This window comes from Pleionea sp. CnH1-48 (assembly GCF_024124665.1).
Lineage (GTDB): Bacteria > Pseudomonadota > Gammaproteobacteria > Enterobacterales > Kangiellaceae > JAMXSB01.
This window is the reverse complement of record NZ_JAMXSB010000002.1, coordinates 356495-376809: the sequence shown is the minus strand read 5'-3', so window position 1 is coordinate 376809 and position 20315 is coordinate 356495. Positions and strand designations below refer to the sequence as shown.

Annotated in this window: 16 protein-coding genes; 13 read left to right on the top strand and 3 right to left on the bottom strand. The window is 42.9% G+C overall.

The window, feature by feature from the left end; all coding sequences use genetic code 11:
• The first annotated feature begins 5 nt into the window (after positions 1-5).
• Together NH399_RS04155 and NH399_RS04150 are read left to right on the top strand one after the other, a co-directional pair.
• A complete protein-coding gene (locus NH399_RS04155; RefSeq protein ID WP_253037172.1) occupies positions 6-365 on the top strand; it encodes a DUF4156 domain-containing protein in 360 nt (119 codons plus the stop codon).
• 372 nt (positions 366-737) lie between these two features.
• Positions 738-1322, top strand: a complete 585-nt coding sequence (locus tag NH399_RS04150; RefSeq protein ID WP_253037171.1) for a 2OG-Fe(II) oxygenase — start codon at positions 738-740, stop codon at positions 1320-1322.
• A gap of 45 nt (positions 1323-1367) precedes the next feature.
• Here NH399_RS04150 and NH399_RS04145 read toward each other — a convergent pair whose 3' ends face one another.
• Together NH399_RS04145 and NH399_RS04140 are read right to left on the bottom strand one after the other, a co-directional pair.
• Complete coding sequence (locus tag NH399_RS04145; protein WP_253037169.1) at positions 1368-2498, bottom strand: PQQ-dependent sugar dehydrogenase; 1131 nt, start codon at positions 2496-2498, stop codon at positions 1368-1370.
• Positions 2499-2548: 50 nt separating this feature from the next.
• Positions 2549-4600 (bottom strand): TonB-dependent receptor, encoded by a 2052-nt coding sequence (locus NH399_RS04140; protein ID WP_253037168.1) that lies wholly within the window; start codon positions 4598-4600, stop codon positions 2549-2551.
• Positions 4601-4991: 391 nt separating this feature from the next.
• Here NH399_RS04140 and NH399_RS04135 point away from each other — a divergent pair, with 391 nt between their 5' ends.
• The 4 genes from NH399_RS04135 (at position 4992) to NH399_RS25810 (ending at position 10266) form a co-directional block, all read left to right on the top strand.
• Complete coding sequence (locus NH399_RS04135) at positions 4992-5648, top strand: GDSL-type esterase/lipase family protein (RefSeq protein WP_253037167.1); 657 nt, start codon at positions 4992-4994, stop codon at positions 5646-5648.
• The gene (locus NH399_RS04130) at positions 5633-6718 is read left to right on the top strand and encodes an acyltransferase family protein (RefSeq protein ID WP_253037166.1); all 1086 of its coding nucleotides are present in this window, start codon (positions 5633-5635) and stop codon (positions 6716-6718) included. Before NH399_RS04135 ends, NH399_RS04130 begins: the two co-directional genes overlap by 16 nt.
• Positions 6719-6997: 279 nt before the next feature.
• Positions 6998-8167, top strand: a complete 1170-nt coding sequence (locus NH399_RS04125; RefSeq protein ID WP_253037165.1) for an FIST signal transduction protein — start codon at positions 6998-7000, stop codon at positions 8165-8167.
• An 8-nt stretch (positions 8168-8175) separates the two neighbouring features.
• Positions 8176-10266 carry an ATP-binding protein gene (locus NH399_RS25810; protein ID WP_253037164.1) on the top strand — a complete coding sequence of 697 codons (2091 nt, stop codon included), beginning with the start codon at positions 8176-8178 and terminating at the stop codon, positions 10264-10266.
• A 53-nt stretch (positions 10267-10319) separates the two neighbouring features.
• Here NH399_RS25810 and NH399_RS04115 read toward each other — a convergent pair whose 3' ends face one another.
• A complete protein-coding gene (locus NH399_RS04115; protein WP_253037163.1) occupies positions 10320-11591 on the bottom strand; it encodes a DUF945 family protein in 1272 nt (423 codons plus the stop codon).
• Between the two features lie 449 nt (positions 11592-12040).
• Between NH399_RS04115 and NH399_RS25805 the strand changes: the two genes are divergently transcribed.
• The 7 genes from NH399_RS25805 to NH399_RS04080 all read left to right on the top strand — a co-directional run bounded on the left by NH399_RS25805 (position 12041) and on the right by NH399_RS04080 (position 20225).
• The gene (locus tag NH399_RS25805; RefSeq protein ID WP_371876056.1) at positions 12041-12475 is read left to right on the top strand and encodes a prepilin-type N-terminal cleavage/methylation domain-containing protein; all 435 of its coding nucleotides are present in this window, start codon (positions 12041-12043) and stop codon (positions 12473-12475) included.
• Between the two features lie 189 nt (positions 12476-12664).
• The gene (locus NH399_RS04105; protein WP_253037162.1) at positions 12665-13564 is read left to right on the top strand and encodes a Dyp-type peroxidase; all 900 of its coding nucleotides are present in this window, start codon (positions 12665-12667) and stop codon (positions 13562-13564) included.
• A gap of 354 nt (positions 13565-13918) precedes the next feature.
• Complete coding sequence (locus NH399_RS04100; protein WP_253037161.1) at positions 13919-14089, top strand: hypothetical protein; 171 nt, start codon at positions 13919-13921, stop codon at positions 14087-14089.
• A gap of 135 nt (positions 14090-14224) precedes the next feature.
• Positions 14225-14878, top strand: a complete 654-nt coding sequence (locus tag NH399_RS04095) for a paraquat-inducible protein A (RefSeq protein WP_253037160.1) — start codon at positions 14225-14227, stop codon at positions 14876-14878.
• A complete protein-coding gene (locus NH399_RS04090; RefSeq protein ID WP_253037159.1) occupies positions 14875-15513 on the top strand; it encodes a paraquat-inducible protein A in 639 nt (212 codons plus the stop codon). Before NH399_RS04095 ends, NH399_RS04090 begins: the two co-directional genes overlap by 4 nt.
• A complete protein-coding gene (locus tag NH399_RS04085; protein WP_253037158.1) occupies positions 15510-18179 on the top strand; it encodes an MlaD family protein in 2670 nt (889 codons plus the stop codon). The genes NH399_RS04090 and NH399_RS04085 overlap by 4 nt, the downstream gene beginning before the upstream one ends.
• Before the next feature lie 66 nt (positions 18180-18245).
• Positions 18246-20225: an alkaline phosphatase D family protein gene (locus NH399_RS04080; protein WP_253037157.1), complete on the top strand. Its 1980-nt coding sequence runs from the start codon at positions 18246-18248 to the stop codon at positions 20223-20225.
• Positions 20226-20315 lie beyond the last annotated feature (90 nt).

The window sequence follows — 20315 nt, the reverse complement described above, 5'->3', positions numbered from 1 at the left end:
AAAAAATGAAGAAGTTACTAACTGTTGTTGTTGCACTGAACCTGGCTGCTTGCTCGGCCATCCAAGTTAACCCAGGCGCAGAACGTGTACGTTTAACCCATCAAGAGCCAGGTAATGAGTGCCGCTTCTTAGGCGATGTAACTGGCAACCAAGGTGATTTTTTTACCGGTGGGTTTACATCTAATGCTGATCTAGAAACAGGCGCTCGTAACGACTTAAAAAATAAGGCGGCCGCACTCGGTGGTAATTTGGTCTATCTTTTAACCCAACGAGCGGGGCAGACCGGAAGTTTTGACGTTGATTATGGTGGCAGCACTCAACAGACTAACGTGACTTTAACGGGTAATGTTTACTCTTGTCCATAGGCGCACTTTATCCCCGTCGCCTTTCAAGATGCAGCGCTGTTGTTCAAGTTACAGCGCTGCGCGCACTCTCCCCAATTACTTAGTTAAGCTAAGCTCAGGGGATTCGATTGCTGGCCGCCTACCTGCACCTTGAAATACTTTGGATATATTAATAACAAGGGGTTGCTTGCCTGGGAATCTTGCGCAGGCTGATGAATGCTGAGTCATCTACTGCGCAGGACGCCTCTCTAAATCTCTTTCATTATTGTTATTGTCTCGAATAAAACGCATAATGCTGCATGAGTATTCAAACAGATAATTACTCGTAAAAATAAAAACGAGAATAGGCTTGGACCTGTCTGATAGTGTTTTAGTTATTGATTTGAGACGTATATGAACAACGATCCCTTTTTTGGTATTTACGAAAACAGCTTACCTGCCTCCTTTTGCCGCCAAATGATCCAGCGCTTTGAGTCGGATGCCAGCGTGACTAAAGGATTGGTTGGTAATGGCACACGAGAAGGTGCTTATCAGCCTGATATTAAAGACACCACCGAGATTGCATTAACCCCGGAACGCTCTGACTGGGCCGAAGAAAATAAAGTGTTGATGAATAGCCTTGGTCAGCATCTTAATCAATATATGAAACATTGGGGTAAGGCATTTGGCTGTGCTATCCGCCATGAGCCAATCAAGATTGCAAAATACAATCCTGGCGCCCATTTTGACTGGCACTCCGATAATTTAGGCGGAGGAGTGACCACTCGTGTTATTACCTGTCTGTGGTATTTAAATACGGTAGAAGAAGGCGGTGAAACCGAGTATCCGTGGCAAAAAATGAAAGTTAAGCCTGTAGAAGGGCGCTTGCTGTTATGTCCAGTGGGTTGGACTTATGTCCACCGTGGCGCACCACCCGTATCTAATGCTAAGTACATTGCGATTACCCAATTGCATCAGGTGAACTCTGAGAAGATCTAAAGGCTAGAGGCGCGTTCGAAAGAATGCGCCTCTAGATGATAAATATTAAGGCGCTGTATGAATAATACGCGCTATTTTTCCATTATCGGTTGCTACGTATAGGTAACCGTCTGCTGCTTCTATAATATTTCTGACCCGTCCGAGCTTATCGAGAACCACTTCTTGGCTAACAACTTTATTGCCTTCGAGTTTGCATAACACCAGATAGCCAAATTTTAATGAACCGACTAACAGGTGACCTTTCCATTCGGGGTAACGTTCGCTGGTAACAAAGACCATGCCCGAAGGTGCGATCGAAGGGGTCCAGTGCCAAAGCGGCTGTTGCATGCCTTCTTTATGAGTTATATCCGTAAAACGAGTGCCATTGTAGTTGATGCCATAGCTGATGACTGGCCAACCGTAGTTCAGCCCCTTTGATATCACATTGATTTCGTCGCCACCTCTGGGGCCGTGTTCATGGGTCCAGATGGCTCCTGTCTGAGGATGTTTGGCCATTCCCTGAGGATTGCGGTGACCATAAGAGAAGATGGCTTTTTTGGCTGACGCATCTTTTACAAAAGGGTTGTCTTTAGGAATTCTGCCATCATCGTGCAAACGATAGATCTTGCCTCCATCCAGTTTGATATCCTGGGGCAGGGTGTCGCGATCACCTCGATCGCCAATGGAGAAATACAAAAAGCCTTGCTTATCGAAGCTGATGCGGCTGCCAAAGTGATGCCCACGAGTGCTGTTAGGACTAGCTTTATATAACACCTGTTGTTCAGTCAGCTGGTCGTTTTTTAGCTTGGCGCGTGCAATCGCTGTATTGGAGCCTCTTCCTTTGCCTTCGGGGCTGGAATAGGCGTAATAAATCCAGCCGTTGTTGGCATAGTCTGGGTGTAGGTGGATGTCCAATAATCCTCCCTGACCCTTGGCAACAATATCCGGCAATCCCTTAATTTTTTTCTTTTTACCATCGGCACCTATTCGATACATAGCGCCTTTACGCTCGCTGTATAGCAGGCTGCCGTCAGATAAGAGCACCATTCCCCAAGGTATCGAAACATCGTCGACTCGAGTTTCAAGACGATAGTGGTCAGTGGTTTTAGAAGTAGGGATATTCGCTGCCTTTAGCGTCGTCGCAAACAGCGACAACCCAAGTAATAAATAGAGAGGATTAGTTATTCGATTTATCATAGTAATGTTCCTTTTGGCCCATTGTAATCATAGAGAAAACACTCACTTTTTTATAGTAATTGAGTGAGTTCGAAACCAACGACTATCTGACGTTCTGCGGCGGGCTCAAAATAGCGACCGCCAAAGGCGTTAATACGCAAATTGTCGTGGTATTTGCTGTTGGTTATGTTGTTGAGAATCACAAAACTGTTCAATTGAGTTTTTGACCATTGATAGCGGTAGGCGATAGTCATATTGAGTCGATGATATCCATCGGCGGCCAGACTATTGTCGTTGTTAACAAATCGTCGGCCAATTTTTTGCGCCTGAGTACGAATAGAGAAATCGTCAGTTGGTTGCCACCGTAACTGAATATCAAATTGGCGATCGGGTACACCGGGCAAACGACCACCACTAAAATTGCCATCCGGTGTGACAAAATCATCCAGTTTGTATTGAGCATGAGTTAACGCGGTTGTTAGCTGAATGGAAGGGGTCAGTTGCTGATTTAAGCTTATTTCTAGTCCTCGCCGCGTCGAAAGCCCATTGTTACGGAAGAAGTCTCGACCACTGCCAGAAAAATCAGGGACTTCGAAAGGAATGATGGTGTCTTTGACGCGAGTATTAAAAAGCACCACTTCCAGATAATCAAATGGTTGCCGATATAGACGCATACCTAGTTCTGCGTTTAAGGCACGTTCGGGCTCGAGTTGTTGGTTAAATCCACCTCCATCCGCTGGGGCCAGGGGATTCGCTAACTCCGTTGTGGTTGGGGTTTGAAAGGCTGAGCTGATGTTCGCGAAGAATAGTTGATTAGCCTGAGGGTGATAACCTATGCCCACGTTTAGACTCGTATCTTGCCAACGCTTTTGACCCGAGTCGTCGCCATTCGTTAAAAAGTGATCGTCTACCTCCAGCTCAATATCGTCGTAACGAAGCCCCACTGAACTCGACCAGTGTTGATGCCACTGGTGCTGCCACTGAGCAAAAGCGGCCAATGTGTTGAGCTGCTCCTGTTGCGAAAATACCAAGGCACCGCGCTGGCTCTGATCATTATTAAAGCGTAGTCGTTGATCCTTTTGTTGGCGCCATTCCCACCCTAAACTCCAGCTGGAATCTTCTTGATTGAGGTTCAGTCGTGAATGTAAGCCACGAAAGTGTCGTTCCAGATCAACCTGACCGCCACCGACAAATGGTAGTTTGTTGTCAAAGTCGCGTTGAATGTTAAAACCATTAATATGCCATTGCAGCTGTTCACTGAATTGGCGTTGATAGGCCAGCCCCAACTTATTTTGAGCAACGGATTCGCCAGCATCAAAGAGTTGATTTCGGTCTCTTGCCGACGTTGGATTTTCAGTTGCTTGTTCTAATGTAATACCACCAGGATCCTGCGCGAGTGGCGCATCCACTCGGCTAATTAATGCACTGAGTTGAGAATCTTCGTCTATGCGCCAGCTCAGTTTGCCATTCCATCGGTCTTGTAAGCTTTGGCTGTGATCGCGATAACCTTGATAATCCGTTCGACGCCAACTCATATTGATATCCAATGGTTCAAATGATGCGTGAGTGGCTATTTGTCGATCATCGAGCCCGTCGGCGCCACGTAAGTGGCGTAGGGTAGCATGAGGCTTATCTGCGCCCGTTCGAGTCACCAGGTGAACAACGCCACCTGCCGAATTACCGTAAAAAGAAGAGCTTGGGCCTCGTAACACTTCAAGCCGCTCGACTTGAGTTAGGTCCAGACTGTCAATTTGAGATTGGCCATCTGGTAGCGTGTGAGGTATGCCATCCACGACAATGGTGATGCCACGTATACCAAAACTGCTCCTTGAGCCAAATCCTCTTATGGATATTCTTTCGTCTTGGGCAAAATTAGCACTGCTTTGAAAAAAGACACCGGGTACACCAGTGAGTAAATGACCTAAGTTGATTCCGGATTCTGGTTGTAAGTCTGAAGCATCAATTACCGAAGTGGCTGAAGGTATGCGGCTTAATCGAATGTCATTGGTCGTCGCCGTTACTACGACTTTTCTTTCATCTCCCTCATTCGTGGAGGTTGAGGAAAGAGGCGTTGATGCCAGAGGAATTAGGACAAGCCCAATAAAAGAATGGGATAAAATCATTGTGGCGCTAGAGTCCTGCGTCAGTTGATAGCGGCAAACAAAGTGTGAGTTTTACCGAATTTTTTTAGATTCCGCCAGTCTAACACGGTTAGTCGTTGATTTTTATCGATAAAATACGTTTTGGTTGCAGAGGCTACGATTGAGATGAAAACATAAAATCTCAGGGAGGGGAGTTGCTATCTCATTTAATAAGGAACATAATATCAACACTTAATTAGCCTTGCAGAGCCCAGTATTGGCGGATATTTTGATTAGATGGGTGCCAATATTTTTTATTTTGATGGCTGTATAAATCGATTATTTTTTAGATAGAAACCTTCTTGGATATTCAAAGCTAATTACTCGCTAGATAAGCATTTATTCAATTATTTAATAAGCTTCGAGGGACTTCGTGAAAGCTTTGGGATTTAGACGACTCTTGTTGTTCACTGTGCCGCTTTTGTTAGTAGTGACAGGTTGGCTTGTGCTCGGCCAAAACAAAGTCGATTCTCGTATCCTTCACTATGTTATTGATGATTTACAACACAAGCATGGCCCCAAAGATCTTTTATTAGGCAGCTCTTCTGTCGAGTTCTTACCACATGAGTCCGGTATCTTATGTGGCTCCTGGTTGAATCGTGGGATTGGTCAGTCTCAGCTTGCGGATGTTATTCGTTATCTGCGGTGGTCTCCATTAAGTATCTCACCGTCTCGTATTTTTATTTATGCAGCAGAGAACGATCTCAGTTTTGGTCTTGAAGTCGCAACCACGATGAAGCATTACCAACAATTGGTGGATACGCTACGTCAGCGTTTTCCCAGCAGCTTAATTCACATTGTTGCCATTAAACCTTCGCCAGCGAGAGCACAAGACTGGGGGATATATTCGCAATTTAACCATCAGATGGAGCTGTGGGCCAGGCAGCAAGAGAAGCTAGAGTTTTATCGGCCAGAGTGGCAGTCACCGAAACATGAGGTCGCTGTTTTTCGCGAAGATGGTATTCATCTGACACCTTATGGTTATTCTTTATTAATACATGGAATTAATTCGACATGCGCAGTCAGTTAGAGCGACTTCATTTTTTAGATTCAATGCGAGGTGTATTGATGATGCTTGGTGTGGTGCTTCACTCCGCCCAGATATTTAGGCCCGCGAAAACCTGGGTCATTTATAGCGAAGAGTCATCACTGTTAGCAGACATCGTTGTTACTGTTATTCATACTTTCCGTATGCCCGCATTTTTTATGGTTTCAGGGTTGTTTTGTGCTTTGCTGCTCAGTCGTTACATGGCTCGTGAGTTTTTAAGAATACGCTTTAAGCGTATCATTTTACCGTTGATTTCTTCGGCTATTTTTCTCAACTCATTGCAAGCGATTGCATTAGTTCGCTCCGGCTGGTTGTCGACCGATGCCTCACAATATTTTTTGCAGGGAGGCTGGGTATATCATCTCTGGTTCCTTAACTACTTACTTATTTTTATTTTGCTGGCGGCATTGCTGGTGCGTTTTTGGGAGCCTTGGGTGGCTCGGATAAGTGATGCTGTTGCTTCTGTGCCCATTTTATGGATTCTGTTATTAGCGCCATTAACGAATGGTCTTATTGTAGTGTTTAACTGGTTGGGACTGCCTATATATAATGAATACTTTGGTGTCGTAAATACTTATACTTTATTGACCTATTTGCCTTATTTTGCGTTTGGTATTTTACTGTATTACAACCAAAAGTTACTTCATGAATTTGCTATGGTTCCGCTTTGGCTCAGTTTTTTAATCATGGCCCTTGCTGGAGTTATTGTTGAGTTTGCCAGCACTTCACCGGACCTTTTTAGTGGTTCTTTGGTGATATATTGCAAGTCTTTGTTGGGCTGGTTTTCTGTTTCTTTATGCTTCCATGTTTTTTATCGGTTCTTAAATACCGAGTCAAAACGATGGAGCTTTTTGTCTGATGCTTCCTATACCGTTTATCTATTTCACCATCTGTTAGTGATATTGTTTGGATTGATCTTTATTGGACTTGGATGGCCAGGAGAAATCAGCATGTTTCTCATTATCTTTCTAACCATTGTTGTCACTTTGTTGATTCATAAGTTCATCGTACTTAGATTTCCGGTGGTTCGATTACTGTTTAACGGAAAATAATATTATCTCAATGTGTAATTGATGCCGGGCTTTATGAAACTCGCAATGAGTTTAGTAGGGCCTTAGTTGCACTTTTTTATATCAAATCTATCCATAATTTTGATAATCATGTAATAACAAACCAACGTCATTCTTAAATGTTATGTCGTCTATAAAACACTGAGTTTGAAACTGATATTTCTTTAACTAGGATCTATACTTTAACGATGGATCCAAACTATACCATTACCTATTTATTAAAAGCTGTTAGGTGTTAATGACTCAACAACGAATTACACTATGACAACACAGGTAAAGTCTTTTCACTGCAAAGTCACCAATAGCGAAGAAGCTGGTGCTTTTTTAGGGCGCGAAATTCGAGCGCACTTTTGTGACCTGGATATTGATGCATTGGTTGTTTTTGCTTCTTCCACTCACCGTTATCCCAGCTTATTAAAAGCACTTGATGAACATTGTAATCCTAAAGTATTAGTGGGGTGTTCGTCTGCTGGTGAGTTTTCTCATGCACAAGTAGAAGAGAACTCCGTCAGTGTGATGGCCATTAGCAGTGACACCATGCACTTTTATGCCCATCTAGAATCTGGGCTTCGGGAAAATACCGAAGAGGTTGCCAGTCGACTTGCCCACAAATTTTCTCCCTATAAACATGCTGATTGCCATCATCGCTCAGCGTTAATATTAACTGACGCACTTGCCGGCGGTGTAGAGCTATTGATTGAGCAGTTAACGCTCTGCTCATCGGCACAATATCAGTTGTTTGGTGGTGGCGCGGGAGATGATGGGCACTTTGAAGAAACTCAGGTTTTTTTAGGGACCGAAGCTTACTCTGATAGCGTAGTGGCATTGGAAATTTTGTCACAGCAAAAGCTGGGTATTAGTGTTCGTCATGGTTGGGTTCCTGGTTCTGCTCCGATGCGCGTCACTCATGCTGAAGGGCCCGTTGTTTACAGTATTAATGCGACGGCAGCGACAGAAGTGTTTAAAGATTATGCTCAGCAACAAGGGTATCCATTTGATCCTGAGTGTCCCATGCCTTTCTTTTTACAAAACATTGTGGGAATTAAAAGCAACGATCAATACCACTTACGAGTGCCTTTAAAAATACAGCAAGATGGTGGTGTGGTCTTTGCTGCTGAGGTGCCTGTTGGAGCAACTATCTCGATTATGACCAGCGAAATACAGTCTGTCGAAGAGGCGGCAAAACTAGCAGCCAAAGATGCAATGTCTCAGGTTAAGGGTAAACCTGCCCACGCATTATTCTTTGATTGTGTTGCTACTCGGTTAAGAGCTGGAGGAGATTTTGATAAGGAGTTGCAGAGCGTTCAAGAAGAGCTTAAAGAGTGCGAATTTGTTGGATGTAACACCTATGGGCAAATTGCCAGAGTCGATGGGCAGTTTGAAGGTTTTCATAATTGTACCGCAGTTGTATGCACTATCCCGAGTGATTAGGAGACTATGTGAGTATCGAATCCTTGCATCAAGATTTCGCCACATTATTGAAGTCACCAAAACAGCGTCAAGAAGGTGCAAAAAAAGTGGCCCAACATCTGGGGGCTGATGATTTAGTGATTTTAATATATGACTCTGAGGTAGAGCAGTTTTTGCCTGCCGATGGGTTTATGCGTCAATACCCTGAACACAAGCAGTGGCAGCAATTTATTAACTCCTGTAAAGAAAACCAGTGCTATTCTGGTTCTTTATCTTATCCTGATATCGAGCAGTCGGCACTAGCGCAAGGCTTTTATTGTCAGCCTGATTGTATGTTTGTTTTCTTAGGTAAAGAAATCGAACAGTCAAAACAAGCTCTGGTTAACTCCTTAATGCCGATAGCCAGTCACAGTTTGCATCAAGAGTTTCAATTAAAACTATCGGAGCTGCGTGAAACTCAGGCCCTCAACGAGAAAAAGCGAGCCGAAAAACTTTCGCAAGAGCTAAGACGTTCTCAAATGCAATTACAGCAGGCTTTTGCAACATTAGAAAAAAGCAACAGCTTGTTAAATACCGTCATGTTATCTGCGCCACTAGGTATTGGATTCATTGACGCCAATTGTGAAGTCTTTGAATGCAATGATATCTTTATCAAGTTTATGTCGGACAGCGAACGTAAGCAAAAGGACGAACTTATTGGTTGTGCCCTAACGGATGTTGGCACATCAGTTAGCAAAATTATTCAGCCTTTGTGTCGTTTGGCTCAGCACACAGGTTGCTCTATTATCAATTTTGAAGTTGGCCCTATTATTAGAGAAGAAGGCTACGAAGAATTCTATTTGCTCAACGTTTATCCCATTAAACCAAGCTCAAATAATCGGTATCACGGGCTTGGAGTGAGTCTGATTGATATTTCTAATCGTAAAGCTGTTGAAAAACAATTAATGTTATCTAAAAAGCGAGCAGAGATAGCGAGCCAGTCTAAATCTGAATTTATGGCAAAAATGAGTCACGAGTTTCGTACTCCTATGAATGCTGTTATGGGCTTGTCGGAGTTGTTACTCGATACTGATATTAACCGACAACAGCGAGCTGATATAGAAATAATCCACGAGAGTGCGAGTAATTTATTACGTCTTATTTCGGATATTCTGGACTATATCCAGATGGACTCAAGAAGAATCAGCATTGAGCAGCAGGCTTTTTCTCCAACTGAGTGTATAGAAAAAGTTGTAGCTTTATTTAAGAATCAATTGCTAGAAAAAGACATTGCATTAAAAACTGAAATTGATTCATCTGTCCCTCAAAGTATTGCTGGTGATAAAACAAGAGTGCGTCAGGTGCTCATTAATTTATTAGGTAATGCGCTCAAGTTTACCGAACAAGGCAGGATAGTCATTCGCTTGTCGAGCTTTTACTCTTTAAAGGGAGAGGAGCAATTGTTATTTAGTATTGAAGACACTGGCCCTGGTATTCCTAAGGAAAGTCGCAATCGATTATTTAAGTTGTTTTCTCAGCTAACGCCGCTGAACAAGTTAACGGATCAATCCTACGAAGGAACCGGACTTGGGTTGGCCATTTGCAAACTCTTGAGTCATCAAATGGGAGGCGACTGCTGGTTTGATAGTAAACTAGGCGTTGGGTCCACTTTTTACTTTAATATTATGAGTCCTGTTGCACAGTCTAAAGAGCGGAAAAAACGACGTTTAAAAGAGCTTCCAGCAGCTGGCGATGTTGCTCTAAAAGTGCTGGTGGTAGATGATAATCAAATCAATCGATTAGTTGCGAATAAAATGTTGCGTCGAGAAGGGTGTGAGTGCATTGATGTGTCGGGCGGACATGAAGCCATTAAACTGTTAGAGAAAGAAAACTTCGATATCATATTTATGGATTTGCAAATGCCTGTGATGACAGGTTATGAAGCATCAGAGATTATTTTAAAGCAATACAATAACAAGCCTTATATTATTGCGCTTACTGCTGTTGCCGAGCAAAGCAGTCGTGATCGTTGTGCGAGAATAGGTTTTAGAGACTACTTGTCTAAACCTATTGAGCGAGAACAGTTGCGTACTGCATTGACAAACTATTTGCGTGAAAAAGATGCTTTAACATCAACTTGATATTGTGGTGAGAAAGAACACTTACTAAACAGTAAGTGTTCTTTTTAAAAGGATTAGAATAAAGCGCCAAGAGGGAACGGCTGGCCATTAAGTAATGCCTGGCCTTTGTCGAAACTGAAATCAAACTTTAGTTCTTTGTCTTCTCGAACTAAAAGGTTTTGAGCGATAAGAGTTTCGATTTGTTGAGCCATGCCTTTAGCAACAAAAAACTGTTCAGGTCCACGGCCATCAGCATTGGCTTGAATAGCCATTAAGATCTCCATTGGGTTGGACGGATTGAATTGGTCACCATTCACAGTTATTTTGGCTTTGCTGTTAAAATCACCTTCGTTTGTTGTCATCTTAAGGGATTTGATCTCAAGCTCAGGATTGTCGGCAATCAATGCGGGAAGAGATTGCATCAACGCCCATTGAATTTCCTGTGGAGCTTTAGCATTTTTTAAAGTGGTATTGATATTTATCAGCGCTGTTTTGTTGAGGTTATTCAGTGTCATTTGATAGCCAATATCAGAGAAGGTTTCTCCGTTAGCAACAAGCGCTTCGGTATTCATGGCGACCAGAAAGTCGACGGTTTTTTCTTTAACTTCTGAGGCCCAGTCAAACTTTATGTTAGATAAACGCGCTTTCTCTTCGGTTTTATCAAATGCTTTAAACTCCGTTAAGTGCATGCTAGAGCTACCATTAAAGATTGCACTGGCTTCTTCTGAGCCGATAACCTGATCAAGAGAGAAATGGGCTGCGCCAAACATCAACTCCGTATCTCCTTCTTTAACCGAGACGCCTTTAAATTCGCCCTGGCCTTTAATATGCTGGTCTTTATTGATAACGAAGTTAACTTCAGCTGGCTTTATATCAACTGTTACGCCGTCTTTTGCAAAACCAAATGCTTTTAATGCCAGTAGCATGTCAGTGTTGCCGTTGAAGTGAGTTTGCGTATAAAGCTTGATAGTATCTTCGTTTATATTGTAGGTTTTGAGGGCATCAGAGTCTTGTGGCTTCAAAGCCATTTCGATACTCATCAATCCAACATTAACCCCTTGATTGCCCCATAAAACAGGACCATGAAGAATGTTTAGCTGAGTGCTTACTGGAATGGATTGAGTTGTACCGGTTTCTACATCCAGAAGCGTGTATTCAATTTTCAACTCAGCGTTGGAACGATTAATGCCTCGTTCGTAGTGGGTAACTTCTGCCTGAATATTGGGCGACTGATTGAGTTTGGCAATATCAGCTTCTACATGTTGCTTAACACTCCCGCCCATAAAATAGGGAGCCACGCCAAAAAAGCCAACTAAAAGAGTGATAAACGAAAACAACTTTTTCATTGATAATTATCCTGATAAGTAAAAAACAGAGTGAAATAGCCGTGATGATTGAGCGACGGCAATAGCTGAACATCCATGACTTCAGACATATTAACGTGTTGCCTCATATTCCATGTGGCCAAGCTATCAGCAAGTTAACAGAACGCTGTTTTTCGAGTCAACGAGATTTTGTTTTTAAGCCTCTATATTTTAAGAATCGGCGAATAAGCGACATATAACCATAAATTCTATCTGGTCATACCAGTTGAGTTTATGCTGTTCTTATGCCGTTAGAGATTCATTAACTCTTTGAAATATAAGAGATACTAAGGCAGTTAATATGAAATGTGATGTGCGTCACATTTTTGCTGGTTAAGTAATATACTTTTCTAGTGTTAACAATAACTTGACGAAAATAAGGGCTATTTTTAGACTGTCTTTTCATCATTTTATCCAGTGCTGGAGTTTCAATGAAAAAACAATCAGGTTTTACCTTAATCGAACTTATTGTAGTGATTACTATTATCGCTATTTTGTCAGCAATTGCCATCCCTCGGTTTATCGAGTTGGACACACGTGCAAGAATTTCATCTATTGAAGGGCTCTTCGGAACCGTCAAATCAACATCGGTATTGGTTCATGCCTTAGTGTTGGCCGAACAGAATCCTGCTACGGTCACCATTGAAGGAAATGTCATTACTAACACGAACGGCTATGCCTCGGCGGGCACCATTGATGATGCCATGGACTTTACCACTGGTGACTATACCTTTGCCGTAGCAGGTAACACGGCGACTTTTCAACTGGTAGGCGCACCGACCCCAGCTGATTGTGTGGTCACTTATGTAGAAAGTGCGGCACTTAACCTACCGCCGACCATTACATTAACAACAACAGGCTGTTAATATCATTCGATTAAAAAAGAGGCATTAGCCTCTTTTTTAATGCCTTCGAGAAGTACCAAGTGCTCAACAGGCGAGCAATAGCCAGACTGGCTTACTTTAAGGATCTTTTTTATACTCAGTTCACGGATTTTATGAACTTGCACTCATAATAATCATTTCTTTTGATATTTATTTACTCGAGGTTATCGAATGTCGTCATTAGTGGGACCAGACATTATTCAAGACGGTATTTTGCAGGATGTGCCAGCCGTTGGTCGTTATTTATTTTTTACACAAAAAGAAGGTTCAGAGCCGCTCGAATCATTAAAAAAATTAGCTGAGTTATGTAATGGTAAAAATTGTGTGGTAGGGCTTGGATATTCGTTACTCAGTGCTATGGATAAAAGGATTCCAGGACTCACAGATTTTAAAGCCGTGGATAACGCCAAGGTCGAAGTTCCCACCAATCAGGCAGCTATTTGGTGCTGGCTTAGAGGTGAGCAAAGTGGGGATTTAGTTTTGCAATCGTTAGCGATTAAAGCGGCTTTAGAAGACGCTTTTGATTGCTGCCAAATAGTCGATGGCTTTAAACATCAAGACGGAAGAGATTTAACAGGCTATGAAGATGGGACCGAAAACCCGACAGGGGATGATGCTGTTAACACCGCTTTCGTCACTTCTGATGAGACTGGCGTTGCAGGATCGAGCTTCGTCGTTGTACAGCAGTGGTTGCACGATTTCCGCGCTTTTCATCGTTATTCGCAGCCAGAAAAAGACGACATGATAGGTCGACGACTAGAAGATAATGTTGAGTTTAAAGAGTCTCCCGCTTCGGCCCATACGCGACGAACGGGCCAGGAAAGTTTTGAACCTGAAGCTTTTTTATTGAGACGTTCTATGTCCTGGGGAGATGCTCAGGGAGAAGGCTTGATGTTTGTCGCCTTTACTCATGAGCTGCGTGCCTTTGAAGTGCAGATGGCGCGCATGGCTGGTGCAGAAGACGATATCGTTGATGGAATATTCAATTTTACCCAACCGCAGAGTGGCTATTATTTCTGGTGCCCCCCGGTTGTTGCTGGCAAACTGGATTTGACTGCCTTACTAGATTAATAAGGAGTCAAGCGTGCTGCGCTTATAAACAGCATCGGCAACCAGGCTCCGTTTTGATTATAAATTCAGACGAGCGGAGCCTGATAATCCTTTACTCCCATTCAAACCCTTATTCTCATTCAATCTCTGGATTTCTTCGACCAACCTCCTGGTCACTAGCTTAATAATCCTTCTACCTTTTTTAATTTATCTGGAAGCTTTATTTTGTGGCGACAAAAATTGTCGCTCAGGGGCCTATAATAACTATTAATCGCAAGGCACTAAGCAACAACGCGAGAGCATTTTGGTCACACAGCAGGAAATACTACCCCAAGGGATGGATGGGTATTCTATAAAGCGCACAATCAGGAATTAATGTTAACCAATATAGGATGGTTAAGAGATTATCTAGGGATTGAAATCGTTATTACGGCAGGGGATGCCGCCGCAGCAAGAGTTCTTAGCATGGACAAATGGCCAGGGATGGCACTTAAGGTTGTATTTGGCCTCTACTTGGTTGAAAAATATACTAACAGAGCGAGCTAATTTTGATAGAAAGCAGAACAAAGGAACTGTTTTCGTAGCCAGCAGTCTTATCAGAGGCATTGATAAACACAGGTTGGCAAAGGGAAAATTCCTGATATGATTACAAAAGCACAACAGGAATGGTGCCCATGATTTATGAACGATAATGATAACAATACATTGCAACAGTTGATGGTATGCCATCACTGTGATCTGGTGCTGCAAAAACCACCCTCGGTGCCGGAGCACCATCGAGTTTTTTGCCCTCAATGTCACCATAAACTGCTGAGTCACAAACCTAACAGTCTCGAACGAACCTTTATCTGGACACTCACAGCCTTAGTGTTCTTTATGCCCGCTATTTTTCTCCCTTTATTGCATCTGGACTTATTTGGTCAGTCTCCATCCAGCTCTGTTATGAGTGGAATACTGGCGTTGTGGCAACAAGAATTCTATAGCGTTGCAGTGGTTGTCTTGGTGACAAGCGTTTTAGCGCCTATGCTGCAATTAATCTTGTTAAGTTATGTGACTTACAGCCTGTATTTTGGACATAAACTTCCTGGTCTTGTTAGAGTTTTTAAAGCCTATCTTGAATTGCGCCATTGGGGCATGTTGGAGATCTATCTCATTGGATTGTTGGTATCTGTCATAAAACTGATTGATATGGCAGAAGTTGTGGTAGGTATCGGCTTGTTTAGCTTTATTGCGTTATTAATGGCACAGATTATGGCTGTTTTTTCGATGGATGCGCCTTTATTTTGGCGACTACTAGAACAAAACAAAGCGACGACGAAGGAGTTGCCTCAATGAGTGATATAAGCTACTCGCCAAAGTCTGCGCGCGCTCTTAATATTGCCGTTTGTCATCATTGCCATCAATTGGTCAGAGGGCATGGGCGTTGTAGCCGTTGCAATACACTAGTGCATTTTCGCAAACCAGATAGCTTGACACGAACCTGGGCATTTCTGATCGCTGCTATCGCTTTTTTTATTCCGGCCAATCTAGTGCCCATCATGAACATTAAGATGTTAGGACAGGGTGAACCCGCGACCATAATGGAAGGTGTCATTTTGTTTATTGAGCATGGTGATTTGCCCATAGCTATCGTTATTTTTGTGGCCAGTGTTCTGGTGCCTTTATTAAAAATTGTTGCACTGGTTTTTTTGCTATTGTCAGTGCATTTTGAGTGGGCTCGAACAGCTCGCAGAAAAACCATCTTGTATCGTATTGTCGAGTTTATTGGGCGTTGGTCGATGATTGATATTTTTGTGGTCACGGTATTAGTGGCATTGGTTCAACTAGACAAGCTAGCATCCATTGAGGTATCAGAAGGGGCAACGGCTTTCTGTTTTGTGGTGGTTTTGACCATGGTATCGGCACTCTGTTTTGACACCCGGTTGATTTGGGATATAAAAGAAGAATCTACAAAAGGCAATAAAAGATGAGCCAGAATACAGATAACGACATTCATACTCACGAACCCAATATTCAACCCAAAAAAGGGATTAATCTACTCTGGCTGCTTCCTATTGTAGCGATACTGATCAGTATCTGGTTAGTACATAAAAATTTATCAACCCACGGTATCATGATTCAAATCACCTTTGATTCTGCGGTTGGGCTCGAAGAGGGCAAAACCAAAGTTATGTACAAAGGATTGCAGGGGGGCATTGTAAAAAAGCTAGAGTTGACCGAAGACATTAATTACGTCATTGCACATGTCGAAATGATTAAAGAGGCTGAAGACAGTTTAACGGACAAAACATTATTCTGGCAGGTGAAGCCAGAAATTTCTTTAAGCGGTGTGTCGGGTTTGGAAACTTTATTGTCTGGAGACTACATTGCTATTCGACCTGATCGTACTGGTATACCTCAAACAGAGTTTGTGGCATTAAAACAACCTCCGCCGCCTGATCACAGTGAAGATGGATTGTATCTCGAGCTGGTTGCAGAAAAAGTGGGTTCTATATCTACTGGCTCTAAAGTTTATTATCGTCAGCTGGAAGTTGGTGAAGTTCGAAACTATTTTTTATCTGAAGACAATAAAAACATTATTTTTGAAGTATTTATTCCCGAACGTTTCACTCATTTGGTTAGTAAGGAATCGCGCTTCTGGAATTCCAGTGGGATTACTATTCGAGCCAACTTGCCTAACATTGAAGTGAAAACAGAATCTTTGGCGTCTGTTATTGCCGGAGGCATTAGCTTGTCGGAGCCTACGACTTCAAACGATGAGCCAGTCAAAGACGGTGACCGTTATCAACTGTTTGATGATTTTGAGGCAGCCGAGCAAAGCGAAACCTTAACTTTTACTTTAGACAGTGCGGCTGGCCTGAGTGTCGGCACTGAAATTCGTTGGCGTCAGTCTCGAGTTGGAGAAATCAGCAAGATTGAGTTTGACCAATCGTTGCAACAAATTACAGCCACCGCAACTTATGATCCTGACGTGCAGCCCTTAATTACAGAGTCCACCCAATTTGTTTTGGTGCAGCCTTCATTTTCCTTACAGGGTGTCAATCATCTGGATGCTTTTTTATCTGGAAACTACATCGATATTAAACCAGGCAAAGGTAAACCTCGGTCAAAGTTTCCGCTCATTGATTCTAATGACTATTTGGCGCAGTCGGGCACAGGCCGATTAATCACATTAAACGCTCCCTCATTAGGTTCAGTTCAAACTGGCTCACAGGTGTTTTTTAAACATATTCGTATTGGAAAGGTTGTTAACACGGCTTTATCAGAAGATTTTAAGAGTGTTGATATTAAAGTGATGATTGACCAACGATACAGCAAGCTAGTTAACGAGTTCAGTCGCTTTTATCGCTCTTCCGGAATTCAGATCAAAGCGGACTGGAAGTCTGGTTTACAAGTTAATGCCGGTTCCGCGCAAACCATTTTGGCGGGAGGCATTAGTTTAGTGAATGCCGAAAAAACTCCTAAAGAAACACTTAATGGAAGTTATCGATTGTTCGACGATTACCAGAGTGCAACAGAAAATGGGCATTTGTTAAGGCAAGTGAAAGGATCGCGAGTGGTTAAATTGCGTAGTCGAACATTACATTCGGTTACCCATGGTGCGCCAGTTTATTATCGTAAGTTAAAGGCAGGAGAGGTGTTAAACGTTGCTTTATCGAAAGATAATCGAAGCGTTGATATTGAACTCTTGATAGCGCCGCAATATGCCCATCTAGTGACACAGCAAAGTCGCTTTTGGAATGCCAGTGGCGTTCAGGCAAAAGCCAGTCTGGCGGGAGTGAGTGTAACCACCGAATCTATGTTAAGTATTATTGATGGTGGTATTGGCTTTGACTCTCCCTCGGCTAAAGCTAAAAGAGCATCGACTAAAAAGGTGTTCCCTTTGTATGAAACTTACGATCAGGCAGTCGAACAAAGTTTATCCATTACCATTGATTTTCCTAAAAACCAGGATTTAAACATTGGCTCATCACTTAAGTACCAGGGCGTTAAAGTGGGGGAGGTGACAAAGTTATCTTTGCGTGATGAACAAGGTGGAATCAAAGTGGTGGCCAAGCTCTATCAAGATGGGCATTTTCTCGCGCGCGAAGGCAGTTTATTCTGGATTGCTGATGCCAAACTTGGAATTAGTCAGACAGAATATTTGAGCAACGCTTTGTTTGGCAGTCATATAGAAATCGTCAGTGGTGAAGGTGCTGAGACGCGTCATTTTGCTGGCTTGTTAGAAAAACCTAACGTTAAGCCCGAAGAAGGATTAAATATTCGTTTAGTGACGGCTCAGTTGGGATCCGTTGGTTTGGATGATCCTGTGTATTATCGAGGGGTTACGGTTGGCAAAGTCACGCATTACGAACTCTCGCCTCAAGGTGATCAAGTATCCATTGATGTGAATATTCAGGCTCAGTATCAACACGTTGTAAAGAGTAATAGCCTGTTTTGGAATTTTAGTGGAGTGCATGCTGAATTTGGCCTCATTGATGGGTTTGAAATGAATACGGATTCTTTTGAAGCCATACTCACGGGTGGCATTGCGTTTATGACGCCGAGAGAGGAGTTTTCTGGTAAAGCGGCGACTGAATTAATGGAGTTTCCACTCTACAAAAAGTTTAACGAAAAATGGGAGAAACTGGAGTGATTGAGCACTCCTTGTAAGATGACCAGACCTGCTGGCAAATAAAAAATAACAATACAGAGGTGTTTTATGAGCATTATTGCTGGACCTGCTATTCGTCGGAGTGAGCTTACTCGTGTTTTCATTTGGTTAATTCTTGATAGTAAAGCGACAACTATAGAAGCTCGGGGATTTTATCATGGACAGTCTGCGGTGATTGCACGGTCAACCTCTGCAAGCCATAAACCCATGACGATTGGTGAAAAGGGATTTGCCTACCTGTTATGTCTAAAGCCGACACAAGGTTCAAAGTTTAAAGAAGACAAACGCATCGATTACGATATTGTCATTGATGGTGAGAATTTGCAGCAGCAGGGATTATTGAGCGGCCCACAAAAAATCAGTTATGGTCAAAATGAATTGCCCAGCTTTTTTGTTACCAATCAACATAGAAACATTCTGCAGGGCTCTTGCCGAAAACCTCATGGGATCGACAGCAAAGAACCTGGATTCGATCAGATGATTGCCGCCGATGGCCAGGTCGGTAAGTTACGTAATCGTATTGAGCAACGACCATCAATGTTGTTTTTTACTGGTGATCAGATCTATGCCGATGATGTCCCTTATTCAATGGCGTTGCCACTACGCACCCTCGGAGAGCAACTGGCGGGATGGCAACAGGAACTTCCGTCTATAACAAAGAAGCCCAAACCGGTTAATCCGGCCTCCTGGCGCATTGGCGATCGGCAGAGCAAGATTTCTCGTCATGGTTTTTCATCGGCTCATTGCCGCAATCATCTGTTAACTTTCGGTGACTATTGCGCCATGTATCTGATGGTGTGGGGCGGTGTAGTTCCTCAGTTACCTGATTATGAGGAAGTTGAGCCGTATTTAAAAAGAACCCGTCGCCGACAAGGGAAATCGCGCCCGGTTCTGACTCCTATTATTAAAAAGAAAACTTATGAAAAAGAGCAACAACAAGTCACCGCGTTTTTGCAGGATGCTTGGCATATTCGTCGATTAATGGCCAATGTTTCGACCTATATGATATTTGACGACCATGAAGTAACCGATGACTGGAATCTGACCGAGAAAAATGCCCACCAATTGGCAAATAATCCTTTCAGTCGTCGTGTTGTCACCAATGCGCTTGCTGCTTACTGGGTATTTCAGGGCTGGGGTAACGATCCTGATGCATTTGATGATGATTTTAAATCTTCGCTCGCTGACTATTTGGCATCACGTAAAGTGTCCGGTCACCAAGCCAGAGAAAATAAACTACTAAAGCGGTATTGGGGATATCAAATAGAAACCAACCCTTTGACCTTAGTGATCGATACTCGTACTCATCGAGTGCTAGAAAAGCGTAAGCCTCCTCAGTTGTTAAATCCTACACAGCTAAAGCGCCTAACCACTCAAATGAAAAAGTGGCGACAAGATTATCTCCATCAGGAGGCGCACCAAACGTTGTTATTGGTATCTCCGTCACCAGTTTATGGTTTTACGGCCATTGAGTTGTTACAACTGGCAGCTTCTTCGCTAGAGGTACTGACTCAAGGATTGCTAAAGACTCATAACTTGGCTGATATTGAAGCATGGATTGCCAACGAAGAAGGATTTGAGCGCTTCAAAGGTTTTATGGAGCAGATTTTTCTTAATCATTGCGTCATTTTTTCTGGCGATGTTCATTATTCTTATACCCGTCGTGAGCTTCGAGCCAGTCAATCTTCTCGCGGGCAAACCCGGTTTTTGCAGCTAACCAGTAGCTCGTTGGCTAATCACCCTGGCGCTTTTGGTAAAGGTTTCTTAAAAGCTCTCTCGGCAACCGAAAGAGTGGTGCGAGATTCGTTAGGCGTCTTTAATCGTCAACGTAGTCATTACCTATGGCCACAGGAGAAAGGCAAAGACAAGATGCTGTTTTTTGTGAATCATGAGCTTAACTATGGCGAACTGGTCTTAAAAGATGGTGTGCCAGTTAAACATTCCTTAAAGTTCCGTCATTTAAAGAATAAGCCAGACTATGAGTGGACATACGATCTGACTCAGACCTCTCTTGTTACCATGGATTAGAAGGTGATCTATTGAAACAGGGCTCATTTCGGCTGCGTTTTGTTGCTGGATGAGCCTTTTTTAGAGATTTTCAGGCGACAATATTTGTCG

Bases quoted from the DNA above. Each gene is read 5' to 3' on its own strand.
- NH399_RS04155 (WP_253037172.1), top strand. From the start codon at position 6: ATGAAGAAGTTACTAACTGTTGTTGTTGCACTGAACCTGGCTGCTTGC.
- NH399_RS04150 (WP_253037171.1), top strand. From the start codon at position 738: ATGAACAACGATCCCTTTTTTGGTATTTACGAAAACAGCTTACCTGCC.
- NH399_RS04145 (WP_253037169.1), bottom strand. From the start codon at position 2,498: ATGATAAATCGAATAACTAATCCTCTCTATTTATTACTTGGGTTGTCG.
- NH399_RS04140 (WP_253037168.1), bottom strand. From the start codon at position 4,600: ATGATTTTATCCCATTCTTTTATTGGGCTTGTCCTAATTCCTCTGGCA.
- NH399_RS04130 (WP_253037166.1), top strand. From the start codon at position 5,633: ATGCGCAGTCAGTTAGAGCGACTTCATTTTTTAGATTCAATGCGAGGT.
- NH399_RS04125 (WP_253037165.1), top strand. From the start codon at position 6,998: ATGACAACACAGGTAAAGTCTTTTCACTGCAAAGTCACCAATAGCGAA.
- NH399_RS04115 (WP_253037163.1), bottom strand. From the start codon at position 11,591: ATGAAAAAGTTGTTTTCGTTTATCACTCTTTTAGTTGGCTTTTTTGGC.
- NH399_RS25805 (WP_371876056.1), top strand. From the start codon at position 12,041: ATGAAAAAACAATCAGGTTTTACCTTAATCGAACTTATTGTAGTGATT.
- NH399_RS04105 (WP_253037162.1), top strand. From the start codon at position 12,665: ATGTCGTCATTAGTGGGACCAGACATTATTCAAGACGGTATTTTGCAG.
- NH399_RS04100 (WP_253037161.1), top strand. From the start codon at position 13,919: ATGTTAACCAATATAGGATGGTTAAGAGATTATCTAGGGATTGAAATC.
- NH399_RS04095 (WP_253037160.1), top strand. From the start codon at position 14,225: ATGAACGATAATGATAACAATACATTGCAACAGTTGATGGTATGCCAT.
- NH399_RS04090 (WP_253037159.1), top strand. From the start codon at position 14,875: ATGAGTGATATAAGCTACTCGCCAAAGTCTGCGCGCGCTCTTAATATT.
- NH399_RS04085 (WP_253037158.1), top strand. From the start codon at position 15,510: ATGAGCCAGAATACAGATAACGACATTCATACTCACGAACCCAATATT.
- NH399_RS04080 (WP_253037157.1), top strand. From the start codon at position 18,246: ATGAGCATTATTGCTGGACCTGCTATTCGTCGGAGTGAGCTTACTCGT.